The sequence below is a fragment of the Teichococcus deserti genome (genome assembly GCF_001982615.1).
Classification (GTDB): Bacteria; Pseudomonadota; Alphaproteobacteria; order Acetobacterales; family Acetobacteraceae; genus Pseudoroseomonas; species Pseudoroseomonas deserti.
On record NZ_MLCO01000289.1, the window covers coordinates 1 to 14442 of the forward strand.

A 14442-nucleotide genomic window follows, 5' to 3' on the forward strand; every position below is an offset into this window, starting at 1 on the left:
CCCGCGCCACAGGAGCTGCCAGCGACGCAGCACTCGCCGTGCCGACCAGCCGCGGCATCTCCATCGGCGCCGGCGTGTAGGGGCGCTCGGCCATCATCATGCCGCCGCGCGGCGCGGCGCCGCGCTCGGCGAAGCCGCGGTCCATCAGCGCCATGATATGGTCGTCGCGCTCGCGGCTGGTGGCGCCGCCGAAGACCACGGCGATCACCCGCACCCCGTCGCGCATGGCGCTGGCCGCCAGGTTGAAGCCGCTGGCGCGGATGAAGCCGGTCTTCAGCCCGTCGGCGCCGTCATATTCGGTCAGCACCCGGTTGTGGCCGGTCACCGTGCGGCCGCGATACTCGAAGCTGCGCGCCGAGAAATAGCCGTAGCGGTTCGGGAAGTGGCGGATCAGCGCGCGGCTGAGGATCGCCATGTCGCGCGCCGTCGTCACCTGGTTGGCGTCCGGCAGGCCGGAGGCGTTGCGGAAGCTGGAATTGCGCATGCCGAGCTGCTCGGCCTTCCGCGTCATCATCCGGCCGAACTGCACCTCGCTGCCGCCCAGATGCTCGGCGATGGCGGCGGCCGCGTCGTTGGCCGACTTGGTGACGAGGCCCAGGATGACGTCGCGCACGGCGATGCTGCTGCCCGGCTTCAGCCCGAGCTTGGACGGCTCCTGGCCCGCGGCATGGCGCGAGACCGGGATGCGCGTCGCCGCCGTGATCCGGCCCTGCTGCATCGCGTCGAAGACCATGTAGAGCGTCATCATCTTGGTCAGCGAGGCCGGGTAGCGCGGCTCGTCGGCATTGACCGAGATGATCGCCTCGCCGGTCGCGGAATCCATCACGAAGGCGGCGTAGCGGCTGCCGCCGATCTGGGCCTGGGCGGGAGCGGCCACCAGCGCCGTCCCCAGCGCGAGGCAGCCCATCAGCATCGCCAGCCATCGCCGCGCTGTCCACGGCCTGGCGGACAGGGCTTCGATGGCCGCGCGCGTCCGCGCGGCGATGATGTGCTGCGGCATGTCTGCCCGCTCCCCCCTGCTGCGGTCGACGCCCCCCGGCGCGACCGCGACCCCGTCAGCACGGCGACGCGCCGCCGCGCTGATTCCCCCTGGAGCTGCTGCCGGCGACCCCCCGCCGCCGGCGCAGTACCCGCATCGGTCGCGCCGCTTTCCCCCAGCGCAACCGACCGGCCCGCCCAACATGCCGAGATATCGCGTGAGAAGAAAGCGCTTATCTGTTGTTCAGTCAGGAAAAAATTGGCCGTCAGGCTTCAGCATCATGGCAGGACCAGGGGTTGAAATGCGCGCGCCGCAGGGCCAGGGCGCCGCGGCGCTGCCGGGAGAGCGTCGCGGCGTCGGGACAAGCCGACGTGGGGCCGCGTCAAACCGCATGGACGCTGGCGCGAGGGCAGCGCACAACAAGGCATCCGTGCGAAACGGCCCGCGACCAGCGGAGAAGGGGAGAAAGACCGACCATGAAACTGCATCCCGTGAAGGTGCATCCGTCCAAGGCGCTGCTGCCGAGGGAAGAGCAGCTGGCCTGGAAGATCGCCGGGGTCGCTGCCGACCGCGTCGCCGTGCAGAAGCCGGTGGCCGAGATGATCATAAACCGGATCATCGACAACGCCGCCGTCGCCATCGCGGCGATCAACCGCAGCGCGCCGACCACCGCCCGCGCCATGGCCATCGGCCACGCCAAGAAGGACGGCGGCGCCGCGGTCTTCGGCCTGGCCCCGGGCAAGACGGTCTCGCCGGAATGGGCGGCCTGGGCGAACGGCACGGCGGTGCGCGAGCTCGACATGCACGACACCTTCCTGGCCGCCGACTACTCGCATCCCGGCGACAACATCCCGCCGGTGCTGGCCGTCGCGCAGGCGATGGGCCGCTCGGGCAAGGAGCTGATCCGCGGGCTGGCGACCGGCTACGAGATCCAGGTCGACCTGGTGAAGGCGATCTGCCTGCACGAGCACAAGGTCGACCATATCGCCCATCTCGGGCCTTCGGCGGCGGCGGGCATCGGCACGCTGCTCGGGCTGAAGCAGGAGACCATCTTCCAGGCGGTACAGCAGGCGCTGCACACCTCGGTCACCTTCCGCCAGAGCCGCAAGGGCGAGATTTCCTCCTGGAAGGCCTTCGCGCCCGCCCATGCCGGCAAGCTCGCCGTCGAGGTGGTGGACCGCGCGATGCGCGGCGAGGGCGCGCCCAGCCCGATCTACGAGGGCGAGGATTCGGTGATCGCCTGGGTGCTGTCCGGCCGCAGCAACCGCAAGGATGTCTACGGCCCGACCTATTACGAGGTGCCGCTGCCGGAGAAGGGCGAGGCCAAGCGCGCCATCCTCGACACCTATACCAAGGAGCATTCGGCCGAGTATCAGAGCCAGGCGCTGATCGACCTGGCCTTCCGCATGCGCGGCCAGATCGCCGACCAGGAGGCGATCGAGAAGATCGTCATCCACACCAGCCACCACACCCACTACGTCATCGGCACCGGCGCCAACGACCCGCAGAAGATGGACCCCAAGGCGTCGCGCGAGACGCTGGACCATTCCATCATGTATATCTTCGCCGTCGCCCTGCAGGACGGCAGCTGGCACCATGTCGACAGCTACGCGCCGAAGCGCGCGGGGCGCCCCGACACCGTGCGCCTCTGGCACAAGATCGAGACGCGGGAGGATCCGGAATGGACCCGCCGCTACCACTCGATCGACCCGGCCGAGAAGGCTTTCGGCGCGCGGATCGAGATCCTGTTCAAGGACGGCACCAGCCTGGTCGACGAGATGGCGGTGGCCAATGCCCACCCCCTCGGCGCCAAGCCCTTCGGCCGCGAGGACTACATCCGGAAGTTCAGGATCCTCACCGACGGCATCCTGGCGCCGAAGGAAAGCGCCCGCTTCCTGGAGGTGGTGCAGGACCTGGCGAAGCTGGACTCCGGCGCCCTGCACCATCTGAACATCGTGCTGCCCAAGGGCACGCTGGCCGAGGGCAAGGCGGGCATCTTCTGATGCCCCTCCCGGGCATGTCGCTGCGGGATGCCATCCCTGGCGACGCGCCCGCACTGGCCGACATCGATCCGCACGCCCGGCAGGCGGCCATGCCCGGCCTGCCGGAACCCTGGCGCCGGGCCGAGGTCGCGGCCTGGCTGCAGCGCACGCTGATGACCCGCCACCGCGTCTGCGTGGCGGTGGGGCCGGACGGCGCGGTGCTCGGCGACATGGGCACCGGCCGCGACGCCGCCTGTGCCTGGCAGGGCCTGCGCCTGCTGCATCTCTATCCCGATCCCGGCTCTACCGGCCGTGGCATCGGCGCGGCGCTGCGGGCGCTGGCCAAGGTCAGAGCGGCGGCGCGCTGTCGCTGATGGCCTTCGCCCGCAACCGCCGCGCCCGCGCCTTCTACGCCCGCGAAGGCTTCCAGGAGGTCGCCTTCGGTGACGGGTCCGACAACGAGGAAGGGGAGCCGGACATCCAGCTGAACTGGGTGCCGCGCCCCGCAACGGAGGAAGTTTGTCGATGAGCGAAACCGAGCCCGAGATCCGCAAAGGCCTGGTCGGCGTGGTGGCCGATGTCTCCGCCGTGTCCAAGGTGATGCCGGAGACCAACAGCCTGACCTATCGCGGCTATGCCGTGCAGGACCTGGCCGAGAATTGCAGCTTCGAGGAGGTCGCCTACCTCCTCTGGAACGGCGAGCTGCCCGATGCCGACCAGCTGAAGGCCTTCCGCGCCGAGGAGGCTGGCGAGCGCGCCATCACCCCGGCGCTGCACGGCGTCATCCGCGCCTTCCCGCAGGACGCCCATCCGATGGATGCGATCCGCACCGCGGTCAGCTTCCTCGGCCTCGAGGATCCGGAGACGGCCGACGTCTCCGAGGCCGCCACCCGGCGCAAGGCGATGCGGCTGCTGGCCAAGATCCCGACCGCCATCGCCGCCGCCCACCGCGCGTCCAAGGGCCTGGCGCCGGTCGAGCCCGACCCGAAGCTGACCTTCGCCGAGAACTTCTTCCACGTCGTCCTGGGCAAGGTGCCGGCGCCCGAGGTGGTGAAGGCCTTCGACGTCTCGCTGATCCTCTATGCCGAGCACGGCTTCAACGCCTCGACCTTCACTGCCCGCACCATCACCAGCACCGGCGCCGACCTGCATGGCGCGGTGACCGGCGGCATCGCCGCCCTGAAGGGCCCGCTGCATGGCGGCGCCAACGAGGCGGTGATGCATATGCTGGCCGAGATCGGCGAGCCGTCGAAGGCGGTCGCCTGGCTGGAGGGCAAGTTCGACCACAAGGCGCTGGTGATGGGCTTCGGCCACCGGGTCTACAAGAACGGCGACAGCCGCGTCCCCACCATGACCAAGTACGCCGAGAAGATGGCCGAGGTGGTCGGCGACCGCCGCTGGATGGAGATGAGCCGCCTGCTGGCGGCCGAGATGCTGACCAAGAAGAAGATCCATCCCAACCTGGATTTCCCCGCAGGCCCTGCCTACCACCTGATGGGCTTCGACATCCCGCTCTTCACCCCGATCTTCGTCGCCAGCCGCATCACCGGCTGGGCGGCGCATGTCATCGAGCAGCAGGCCGACAACCGGCTGATCCGCCCGCTGTCGCACTACACCGGTGCGGCGCAGCGCAGCATGCCCGCGCGCTGACCAGGATGCGCTGACCCGGGACCGCCGGCGGTCGAGGGATCGCAGGACTCCTCAGCGAGGATGGAAAGGCGGCGTCGCGATGCGGCGCCGCTTTTTTGCTGCCCTGGTCTGGCCCCAGGGCCGCCACGAAGCGGACTCGCGGAGGCCTTGTCCGCGGCCTCCGCGCATCGATCGCGCATTTGCAGCGGCGATTTGCAACGTCACGGCGCGGATTTCGTTGACAAGCAGATTGCGCGTGAAGATAGCGTGTCTCACGCGCGCATCGGACAAGCGCGATTCGCAGGAAGCACTGTCAAGAGGCAGGCATGCGGATCGGGACGAAGCGAGGTGCCGCGGTTCGGAAGGGTGACGGTACGGCATGCGGAATGGGACGGCGGGCGACTGGCCGCCGTCGCAGGACCTGGCAGGCAGGAGAGGCAGGCAGGGCAAACGCAGGCAGTCGTGGACATGGTCGTCGCGGGCGACAGGCATTTGCGCAGCAGGGCACCGGCTGGATCCGGCGGCAGGAATCTCCACCAAGGAATTTCCGCCGTCGCTTCGGGGGCCTCGCGCAGCACCGGTCGTCATCGCCGCCATCCCCCGCCGCTGCAGCACGCCCCATGCGGCATCCATCCCGGCCCGGTCGCTCTGCACCGGCTGCGCTGACCGGCACGGCATCCATCTTTGGGTAAGGAGATCCAGCACGTGACTGACGAGACCGAGACTTCCCTGCGCGCGCAGCCGATGGCGATGAGCACGACGCGACGCGCCGCCGCCACCCGCAAGGCCAGCACCGCCGGCCGCAAGCCCGCCGCCGCCAAGGCGACGGCGGCGAAGGCCACCAAGGCGACCGCCGCCAAGAAGCCGGCCGCGAAGAAGGCCGCCGCGCCGAAGAAGGCCGCGGCCAAGACCGCGACCAAGGCTGCTGCGGTGAAGAAGCCGGCGGCGAAGAAGGCCGCGGCGCCGAAGGCTGCCGCCGCCAGCAAGCCGGCCGCCAAGAAGGCCGCCGCGACCAAGACCGCCACGGCCAGGAAGCCGGCGGCGAAGAAGGCCGCCGCGCCGAAGAAGGCCGCGACCAAGACCGCCGCCGCGAAGAAGCCGGCGGTGAAGAAGGCCGCCGCGCCGAAGAAGGCCGCGACCAGGACGGCGGCGGCGAAGAAGCCGGCGGCGAAGAAGGTCGCCGCGCCGAAGAAGGCCGCGACCAGGACGGCGGCAGCGAAGAAGCCGGCGGCGAAGAAGGCTGCCGCGCCGAAGAAGGCCGCGACCAAGACCGCTGCCGCGCGCAAGCCGGCTGCCAAGAAGGCCGCTGCCCCCAAGACGGCTGCCAAGAAGACCGCGACCAGGACCACTGCCGCCCGGAAGCCGGCGGTGAAGAAGGCCGCGGCGCCGAAGACTGCCGCCGCCAAGAAGCCCGCCGCCCGCAAGGCCGCGGCGCCCAAGGCCGCCGCGCCGAAGAAGGTCGCCGCCCCGCGCAAGCCGCGCGCGGCGAAGGCCGCTCCGGCCGCCGCCCCGGTCGCCGAGGCCGCCGTCGCGCCGAAGGCGAAGAAGCCGGCCGCGCCGCGCAAGCCGCGCGCGCCGAAGGCCGCGCCGGCCCCGGTGGACATGCCGGAGATCGACGCTGCCGTTACCCCGATGCCCGCGCCGGAGACCCCGGCCGAGGCCAGCGGCAACTGACCCGCGGAACGCGCCCGACATCGTCGGGCGCACCGAACGGAAAAGCGTCGTCCCGGGAGGGGCGGCGCTTTTTTTCTGGGTGGATTGGCCGCGCCTTCGCCCTGGCCTAGCCTCGGCGCTGGAGAGAAGCCGAGGAAAGACATGTCCGAGAACCTGCACCGCATCCTCTATCTCAGCCACGCGCCGGAAGCGGTCTATGCCATGTGGCGCGCCCGCCTGCCGGAAGGCTGCGAGCTGCTGACGCTGTCGAGCAACGACGACACGGAGCGGCTGGCCAAGCTGGCCGAGGCCGATGCGGTGATCGTCGCCCCGCATGTGCTGCGCCCCGAATGGGTGGCGCTGGCCCCACGGCTGAAGCTGGTGCAGCACCAGGGCGTCGGCTGGCAGGGCGAGACCCCGATCGCGGAACTCCGCGCCCGCGGCATCCGTCTGGCCATCAATCCCTCCGGCACGGCGGATGTCGTCAGCGAGCACACGCTGTCGCTGATGCTGGCCTGCCTGAAGCATATCCCGCGGGTCGATGCGGCGATGCGGCGCGGCGAATGGCTGGGCACGGCGCTGCGCACCGTCTCGCGCAACCTGCGCGGCCGCACCGTCGGCATCGTCGGCATGGGACGGATCGGCTCGGCGGTCGCGGCGCTGCTGCAGCCCTTCCGCGTGCGCGGCCTCTATGTCGATCCCTACCAGCGCCTGCCCGAGGGGCTGGAGCTGGCGCTCGGCTTCCGCCGGGTCGAGCTGCCCGAGCTGCTGCGGGAGTCGGAGGTCGTCACCCTGCACCTGCCGGCGACGGCCGAGACCCACCACCTGTTCGACGACGCCGCCTTCGCCGCGATGCGCCGGGACGCCGTCCTCATCAATTGCGCCCGCGGCCCGGTGGTGGACGAGGCGGCGCTGGCCCGCGCGCTGAAGAACGGCACCATCCGCTCGGCCGGCATCGACGTCTTCGACCCCGAGCCGCCGCGCCCCGACAACCCGCTCTTCGCCCTCGACAACGTGGTGCTGACGCCGCATGTCGCGGCCGGCACCTATGACGCCATGCAGGCCAAGGTGGAGGGCGCCACCGCCAATCTCGGCCGCTTCTTCCGCGGCGAGGCTCTGCACGATGAGATCGACCTGACCCGATGCTGACCATCGCCCCCGTGGCCGCCGGGCAGAGGGGCCTGCTCGCCCCCCTGCTCGGCGCCTATGCCGCCGAGATGCGCGGCGTCCTCGAAGGCAGCCAGGCCGCCGACGGCGCGACCATCGCCGCGCTGCTCGACGCCGACCCGCGCAGCGAGCTGCTCCTGGCCTCGCGCGATGGGGCGCCGCTCGGTTTCGCGCTGTTCTACGACCTGCCCGAGGCGGTCTTCGCCCGCCGCTGCGGCCAGCTCGACGACCTCTTCGTCCGCCCGGAGGCGCGCGGCCAGGGCATCGCCCGCGCCCTGATCGCCGAGCTCCGCGCGCTCGGCGCGGCGCGGCGCTGGTCCCACCTCCGCTGGTTCGTCCCCGAGGGCGACCAGGCCGCCATCGCCCTCTACGAGCGCATCGCCGAGCGGGCCGACTGGCGCAGCTACATCCAGCGTCTGGACAGGTCGGCCTCGCTCTAGGCAACTTCGCGCCAGCCTCGGGGCTTGTTGCGCCATGCGCCTGAAGATCCTGCTCAACGCCGCCGGCGGCAGCGCCGGCGATGCCGGCCTGCCCGACCGCATCGCCAGCGCCTTCGCCCAGCACGGGGTGGCGGCGGAGGTCGCCTCGCTGCCCGGCCACGCACTGCAGGAGGCCGCCAGGGAGGCGCTGGAGGCCGGCTATGACGGGGTGGTGGCCGGCGGGGGGGACGGGACCATCAACGCCGTGGCGGGCGTCCTGGCGGGCAGCGGTCGTCCCTTCGGCGTGCTGCCGCTGGGCACGCTGAACCATTTCGCCCGGGACCTCGGCCTGCCGCGCGGGCTCGAGGCCGCCGCCGCCGTGATCGCCGCCGGCGCCACCCGGCCGGTCGATGTGGCGATGGTGAACGGCCGGATCTTCGTGAACAATTCCTCCGTCGGGCTCTATGCCGACATGGTGGCCGACCGTGACCGCCGCCGCCGCCAGCGCGGCTGGCGCAAGGGGCCGGCCATGCTGATCGCCGGCTGGCGCGCCTTCCGCCGCTTCGCCCGCCGCCGCCTGGTGGTGCGCGCCGAGGGCCAGCAGCAGGTGCTGCGCTCGCCGCTGGTCTTCGTCGGCAACAACCTCTACGAGACCAGCCTGCCGCGGCCCGGCACCCGCGGCGCCCTGGACCGCGGCGAACTCTGCCTCTGCGTCGCCAAGCACCAGAGCCGCCTGGGTCTGCTGCGCATGGGCCTGCGCGCCATGCTGGGACGCCTGCGCGACGAACGCGACCTGGTCTATTCCAGCGTCACAGCCGTCGAGATCGACAGCCGTCTGCCGGTGCTGCGGGTGTCCTTCGACGGTGAGGTGACGACGATGGTGCCGCCCCTCCGCTACCGCAGCCTGCCGGGGGAATTGCTGGTGTTCGCCCCGAAGGCCGTGCAGGCAGGGTAGAGAAGGCGAGCCAAAGGCCAGGGGAATGAAGTCCCCTGGACCCCTTCGTCTGCCCGTCGGATGGCCATGTCCAGGTGACGACAGGACGTGGCCCGGCCCAGCGTCAGCACGACCTTCGGGCGAGCGCGGATGTCATGGGAATGGCGTCCCGCCGCGATGCCCGGGTGACGGCGCCGATGAGGCGCAGGTTCCGCCACGGCCGGTCATCAGAAAAAAGATGGGGGTTCGGGGGAATTCATTCCCCCGACCTTTCTTTGTCTTCTCCTACCGCTTCAACAACCCACCCGCGACAAGCAGATCCGCCGTCGCCGGGCTGAAGGCGCAGGGCACGTCGTAGACCAGCGCGATGCGCAGCAGGGCCTTCACGTCGACGTCGTGCGCCTGGGGCGCCAGCGGGTCGGGGAAGAAGATCAGGGCATGCACCTCGCCCTCGGCGATCATGCCGCCGATCTGCTGGTCGCCGCCCAGGGGGCCGCTCTTCACGGTGCGGATGGAGAGCTCCGGGTTGCGCTCGCGCAGCACGCCACCGGTGGTGGCGGTGCCGATGATGCTGTGCGGCGCCAGCTGGGCGGCATGGCGCGCGGCCCATTCGGCCAGCGCAGGCTTCATGCGGTCATGCGCCACGAGGGCCAGGGTGATGCTCACGGTGTGATGCTCATGCGAAAGCCCTCAGGAAGAAGTCGCGGGCGCCGAAATTGCCGGATTTGAGCGCCAGGTGGATCCCGGCCGGCTCGGCATAGGTCCAGGGCACGCCGGGATCGATCTGCGGCCCGATGCGCAGCCGGTCGACGCCCAGCGCCTGCACGACGGCGCCAGAGGTTTCCCCGCCCGCCACCACCAGGCGGGCAACGCCGCGGGCGAGCAGCGTCCTGGCGATACCGGCCAGCGCGGTCTCGACCAGGCTTCCAGCCGCGTCGCGGCCGAGGCGCGCCTGCAGCGCTGCAACCTTCTCGGGCGCGGCGGAGGCGGCGATGACGACGGGGCGCTTCTCCGAAAGAGGCCCGGCCTCCAGCCAATCTTCCGCCTGGCGCTGCAGCGCCGCGGCGTCGGGGGTGGCGAGGGCGTCAAGCTCCAGCGTCGGGACATGGTCGCGCGCCAGGCCGATCTGGCCGAGCGTGGCGCGGGAGCAGGAGCCGGCCAGCACCGCCATGGCGCCGCGCGGTTCCGGCAGGGCGTCGGCGTCGTGGCGGTCGGGCAGCAGGCCGGCATCGCGGAAGTTCTGCGGCAGGCCCATGGCCAGGCCCGAGCCGCCGGTGACCAGCGCGTGGTTGGCCACGGCGGCGCCGAGCGCGTGCAGATGCGCTTCCGTCACCGCGTCGGCGATGGCGTAGCGGCGGCCGCCGTCGCGCAGGCGGTTGATCGCCTGGCGGATGGCGGCCCCGCCTTCCTCGACGGTGGCGAAGGGGATCAGGCCGACGCCGCCCTCGGTCTGGCGCGACAGGACGCGGACCAGGTTGGGGTCGCGCATCGGCGTCAGGGGGTGGCGTTCCATGCCGCTTTCGCTGAGCAGCGACGTGCCCACGAAGAGATGGCCGTGGAAGACCGAGCGGCTGTTGGCCGGGAAGGCCGGGCAGGCGAGGGCGAAGCCGGATTGCAGCCGGTGCAGCAGGGCGTCGGCGACGGGGCCGATGTTGCCGGCATCGGTGCTGTCGAAGGTGGAGCAGTATTTGAAGAAGATCTGCTTCGCGCCGGCGGCCAGCAGGGCGTCGCAGGCGGCCAGGCTGTCGGCGACGGCTTCCGCGGCCGGCGCGGTGCGCGACTTCAGCGCGACGACGATGGCGTCGGCCTCGGGCAGGGGCGTGGTGGGGACGCCGATGACCTGGATGGTGGTCATGCCGTGGGCGACGAGCATGGCGGCGAGGTCGGTGGCGCCGGTGAAGTCGTCGGCGATGCAGCCCAGCAATGGCATTGGCGTCGGTGCTCCTTGCCGCAGGCCTCTACACCCTGTGGCCTCGGGCGCCAATGAATGTGGGGGTCCGGGGGCATTCAATGCCCCCGGAGTCTTACTTGCTCTGGGGCAGCGCCAGCAGGTCGGTGTGCCCGATGCGCGCGCCCAGCTTGCCGCGCTTGGCCTGCTGGCTGCGGTCCGTCGCCCATGCTGCGGCCCTGGCCGTCGAGGCGTGCCCTTGCGCCAGCGTATGGGCGAAGACCGAGGCCGAGGCGGGGACGGACCAGGGGCTCGGGGCGGTGACGACGTTGAAGCCCTTGGCGCGGAACTCGCGGGCCATGGTCGCAGGGGCTGCCGGGCCGAGGGCGCGTCCGGCGAAACCCTTGTCGCGCTGCTGGTCGCGGCGGAAGGCGTTGGCGACGGCGCGGTCCTGCGGGTGGGGCGGGAAGAAGGCCTCGCGCCCGTCGACGTTGAGGGTGGCGTAGAAGGGCACCTTCAGCGACGCCGCCATGCCGCGCACCCAGCGGGCCGAGACCAGGTCGCAGAGCGCCGAGCAGACCACGGCATCGGCCTTGTCCAGCGGCAGGCGGCGCGGCTGGGCCAGGTCGGCGACCAGGGCCTCGACGCGCCAGGCGCCGGCGGGGCTGTGGACCAGCAGCGTGGTGCTGCGCGGCCAGGTGGTGGGCCAGCCGGCGAGGATGGCGCGTTCCTCGATCTCGGCGAAGGCGCGCTGCAGCAGGTCCGCGTCGGCGTCGACCAGGGTCCAGTGCTGGGCGCGGTTCAGCTTCGGCGCCAGCCAGCGCAGCATCGAGCCGGTGCCGGCGCCGAGGTCGTAGAGATGCGGCCGCGCCGGCAGGACCTCCGCCAGGCGGGCGGCCAGGCGCGGGTCGCGGGCGCGGGCGTCGAAAGGTTCGCGCAGCGCCAGCCAGTCGCCGTCGAAGCTCTCGGTCATTCGGCGGCCTTGTCGATCTCGGCGGCGAAGGCCTCGGCGCGGTCGGTCCAGCGCGGCAGGCGCTGGCCGGCGGCCCAGGCGGCGTCCGCCATCTCGGCGCGGAGCGCGCGGTCGTAGATCGGGCGGCGCATGGCGCGGGACAGCGAGGTGACGTCGCCGGGGGCGGCCATGACGCCGGCCTCCTTCGGCATCAGGTCGGCGATGGCGCCGCCGGCGGTCAGCGCCAGGGGCAGGCCGCGGGCAAGGGCCTCGGCGGCGGCCATGCCGTAGCCTTCCCAATGGGTGGCCAGGGCAAAAATATCGGCGCGGGCATAGAGGGCTTCCAGCGCCTCGGCGGTGACCTCGCCGGCGAAGGTTACGCGCTGCTCGATGGCCAGCTCCTGTGCCAGCGCCTTGAGGCCCTCGGCATGGACGGGGTCGCGCGGGGCGCCGGCGATGGTGAGCGTCCAGTCGAGGTCGGGCAGGCGGGCCAGCGCCTTCATCAGCACGTCATGACCTTTCCGCTTCGTCAGCACGCCGACGGCCAGGATGGCGCAGCCGGGGCCGCCCGAGCCAAGGCTGCGGGGGGCGGGGTCGGTGCCGGGCTCGACCACGCCGATGCGGGCGGGATCGGCGCCGAATTCCAGCGGCAGGCGGTCGGCGGTCAGGCGGGAGGTCGCGACCAGGCGCGGGAGGCGCTGGAAGATGGCGCTTTCGCGGGCCTTCAGCGTGGCGTGCTCGGCCTCGGTGAAGCCGGGCTCGATGGCCGTCGGGTGGTGGATCAGGCCGATGCCGCCGCGCGCCACCAGCTGGTCCAGGACCGGCGCGAAGGCGGGCAGGCCGAGGCCGTCGACGATCGGGCGCACGCCCTCTGGCAGGGCTTCCAGCGCGGCGCGGGCCGTGGCCTCGGCGGCGTCGTCCGGCAGCGGGTGGCGGCCGGCGAGCTCGACCACTTCGATCTCATGGCCGCCGGCGCGAAAGCCCTCGACCAGGCGGCGGTCATAGCCATAGCCGCCGGAGATGCTGCCGAAGGGCCCCGGCACCAGCAGGGCGAGACGTTTGCTCATGCGACGGGGGCCTCGTAGGCCGCCCAGGCGAGGGGGCTTTCGCGCAGCAGCACCTTAATGGCCTCGACCTTGCGGCCGCTGTCGCCCAGGCGCCCGTCCTTCACCGCGGCCGAGAGCAGGCCGTGGATGTGGTGGCAGAGGAATTCCGTGCTGGTGTTCTGGCCGGCGAATTCCGGGACGGTGTCCAGGTTGCGGTAGTCGATGGCGTCCAGGATTTTTCTCAATTCGACCCGGGCGGCGGCGATGTCGACCAGCAGATTGGCCTCGTCCAGGCGGGGGGCACGGAATTCGGCCTCGACGACGAAGGTGGCGCCATGCACGCGCTGGGCGGGGCCGAAGCCTTCGCCGCGGAAGCTGTGGGCGACCATGATGTGATCGGCGACCGTCAGGCTGAACATCGTGCGGGCACTCCTGTCTTTACGAAGCGTAGGTGATGACGGGGCAGAGGGGCGCAAGCTGCCCGGATGGCGGCGTGCCCAGAATGTCTTTCATCCGGACCGGCAGGTCGTCGAAGGGCACGACCGGCCCGGCCAGCGCGTCGAGCGCCGGGCTGTCCAGCAGCGACAGCGCCAGCGCCATGCGGTCGGCATAGCTCCGGCGGTGGCGCATCACCGGCGAGACGGCGCCGACCTGGGTCGAGCGGATGGTCAGCCGGCGCGAATGGAAGGCTTCTCCCAGGGGGAGAGAAACGGCGCGGTCGCCGAACCAGGAGGCCTCGAGTATGCGGGCCTCGAAGGCGGCGTGGCTCAGCGCCTGGCGCAGCCCGGCCGGATTGGCCGAGGCATGCACGATCAGCTCCTGCTCGTCCGGGCAGTCTTCCGGCGTGGCGAAGCGGGCGCCGAGCTGCTCGGCCACGGAACGCCGCCCTTCATCGGTGTCGACGACGGTGACCGCGGTGCCGGGGATGCGGGCCATCAGCCAGGCGGCGAGCAGCCCGACCACGCCGGCGCCAATGACCAGGATGCGCTCGCCAGGCAAAGGCGCCGCATCCCAGACGATGTTCAGCGCGGTTTCCAGATTGGCGGCGAGGACGGCGCGGCGGTCGGGCGCGCCGGCGGGCACGACATGGCACATGGCGGCGGGCGCCAGGAACAGGTCCTGGTGGGGATGCAGGCAGAAGACGCGCTGGCCGATTTTTTCCGGTGGTCCGGCCTCGACGCGGCCGACCGCCGCGTAGCCATACTTCACCGGGAAGGGGAACTCCCCGGACTGCAGCGGCGCGCGCATGGCGTCCCACTGGCCCTCGGGGACGCGGCCGGCATGCACCAGCCGCTCGGTGCCGCGGGAGATGCCGGTGGCGAGCGTGCGGAGCAGCAGCTGGTCGGGGCCAGGCTCGGGAAGGACTTCCTCGCGGATTTCGGCGATACCGGGCGCGACGGCCCAGAGGGCCCGCGCCTTCACTGGCAGACCCCGGGTCGGGCGCGGTGCAGGGCGATATCGAAAAGAACGTCGCGGCCGAGGCGGTGCACGTCCCAGTCGAAGCGCAGCCCGTCCGCAATGCGGGCGGCCTCGGGCAGGGTGAAGGCGGGGATGCCGCTGCCCAGCAGCACGGGGGCCACGGTGACATGCAGCCGGTCGAGGCAGCCGGCGGCCAGGAAGCGCGACACGGTCAGCCCGCCGCCCTCGACGAAGAGCCGACGCAGGCCCCGCGCCGCCAGCAGCGGCAGCAGCGCGCAGATGTCGAGCCCGCCGATCGCCGAGCGCGGCGCGCGCAACACGGCTGCGGCGCCATGGCTGTCGGGGCCGGCGGCGTCCTCGGCGCAGACCAGCAG

At 71.9% G+C, this 14442-nt stretch carries 16 protein-coding genes; 8 read left to right on the forward strand and 8 right to left on the reverse strand.

The genetic code is table 11. From position 1 onward, the window contains the following. Positions 1 to 1000: D-alanyl-D-alanine carboxypeptidase family protein (locus BKE38_RS24460; protein WP_076959838.1), on the reverse strand; the 1000-nt coding region annotated here is incomplete at its 3' end. Between the two features lie 455 nt (positions 1001 to 1455). Between BKE38_RS24460 and BKE38_RS24465 the strand changes: the two genes are divergently transcribed. From BKE38_RS24465 to BKE38_RS24495, 8 genes are all read left to right on the forward strand, one after another. Further along, positions 1456 to 2982 carry an MmgE/PrpD family protein gene (locus BKE38_RS24465; RefSeq protein ID WP_076959839.1) on the forward strand — a complete coding sequence of 509 codons (1527 nt, stop codon included), beginning with the start codon at positions 1456 to 1458 and terminating at the stop codon, positions 2980 to 2982. Continuing rightward, a complete protein-coding gene (locus BKE38_RS24470; RefSeq protein WP_083747834.1) occupies positions 2982 to 3335 on the forward strand; it encodes a GNAT family N-acetyltransferase in 354 nt (117 codons plus the stop codon). Before BKE38_RS24465 ends, BKE38_RS24470 begins: the two co-directional genes overlap by 1 nt. Further along, positions 3335 to 3490, forward strand: a complete 156-nt coding sequence (locus BKE38_RS32390) for a hypothetical protein (protein ID WP_165694275.1) — start codon at positions 3335 to 3337, stop codon at positions 3488 to 3490. Before BKE38_RS24470 ends, BKE38_RS32390 begins: the two co-directional genes overlap by 1 nt. Beyond that, positions 3487 to 4611: a bifunctional 2-methylcitrate synthase/citrate synthase gene (locus tag BKE38_RS24475; RefSeq protein ID WP_076959840.1), complete on the forward strand. Its 1125-nt coding sequence runs from the start codon at positions 3487 to 3489 to the stop codon at positions 4609 to 4611. Before BKE38_RS32390 ends, BKE38_RS24475 begins: the two co-directional genes overlap by 4 nt. Positions 4612 to 5295: 684 nt before the next feature. Continuing rightward, positions 5296 to 6264 (forward strand): hypothetical protein, encoded by a 969-nt coding sequence (locus BKE38_RS24480; protein ID WP_076959841.1) that lies wholly within the window; start codon positions 5296 to 5298, stop codon positions 6262 to 6264. A gap of 141 nt (positions 6265 to 6405) precedes the next feature. Then, positions 6406 to 7392, forward strand: coding sequence for a 2-hydroxyacid dehydrogenase (locus BKE38_RS24485; protein WP_076959842.1), 987 nt, complete (start codon positions 6406 to 6408; stop codon positions 7390 to 7392). Then, complete coding sequence (locus BKE38_RS24490) at positions 7386 to 7850, forward strand: GNAT family N-acetyltransferase (RefSeq protein WP_076959843.1); 465 nt, start codon at positions 7386 to 7388, stop codon at positions 7848 to 7850. The genes BKE38_RS24485 and BKE38_RS24490 overlap by 7 nt, the downstream gene beginning before the upstream one ends. Before the next feature lie 34 nt (positions 7851 to 7884). Beyond that, the gene (locus BKE38_RS24495) at positions 7885 to 8784 is read left to right on the forward strand and encodes a diacylglycerol/lipid kinase family protein (protein ID WP_076959844.1); all 900 of its coding nucleotides are present in this window, start codon (positions 7885 to 7887) and stop codon (positions 8782 to 8784) included. A gap of 264 nt (positions 8785 to 9048) precedes the next feature. Here BKE38_RS24495 and BKE38_RS24500 read toward each other — a convergent pair whose 3' ends face one another. From BKE38_RS24500 to BKE38_RS24530, 7 genes are all read right to left on the reverse strand, one after another. Continuing rightward, complete coding sequence (locus tag BKE38_RS24500; protein ID WP_076959845.1) at positions 9049 to 9429, reverse strand: methylglyoxal synthase; 381 nt, start codon at positions 9427 to 9429, stop codon at positions 9049 to 9051. A 10-nt stretch (positions 9430 to 9439) separates the two neighbouring features. Next, a complete protein-coding gene (otnK, locus tag BKE38_RS24505; RefSeq protein WP_076959846.1) occupies positions 9440 to 10693 on the reverse strand; it encodes a 3-oxo-tetronate kinase in 1254 nt (417 codons plus the stop codon). A 94-nt stretch (positions 10694 to 10787) separates the two neighbouring features. Continuing rightward, positions 10788 to 11624 carry a class I SAM-dependent methyltransferase gene (locus BKE38_RS24510; RefSeq protein WP_076959847.1) on the reverse strand — a complete coding sequence of 279 codons (837 nt, stop codon included), beginning with the start codon at positions 11622 to 11624 and terminating at the stop codon, positions 10788 to 10790. After that, positions 11621 to 12670: a glycosyltransferase family 4 protein gene (locus tag BKE38_RS24515; protein ID WP_076959848.1), complete on the reverse strand. Its 1050-nt coding sequence runs from the start codon at positions 12668 to 12670 to the stop codon at positions 11621 to 11623. Before BKE38_RS24515 ends, BKE38_RS24510 begins: the two co-directional genes overlap by 4 nt. Beyond that, a complete protein-coding gene (locus tag BKE38_RS24520; protein ID WP_076959849.1) occupies positions 12667 to 13068 on the reverse strand; it encodes a 6-pyruvoyl trahydropterin synthase family protein in 402 nt (133 codons plus the stop codon). The genes BKE38_RS24515 and BKE38_RS24520 overlap by 4 nt, the downstream gene beginning before the upstream one ends. A gap of 19 nt (positions 13069 to 13087) precedes the next feature. Continuing rightward, positions 13088 to 14071: a zinc-dependent alcohol dehydrogenase gene (locus BKE38_RS24525; protein WP_076959850.1), complete on the reverse strand. Its 984-nt coding sequence runs from the start codon at positions 14069 to 14071 to the stop codon at positions 13088 to 13090. Further along, on the reverse strand, positions 14068 to 14442 hold a 375-nt coding region (locus tag BKE38_RS24530), incomplete at its 5' end, for a RibD family protein (RefSeq protein WP_207553665.1). The genes BKE38_RS24530 and BKE38_RS24525, both read right to left, overlap by 4 nt.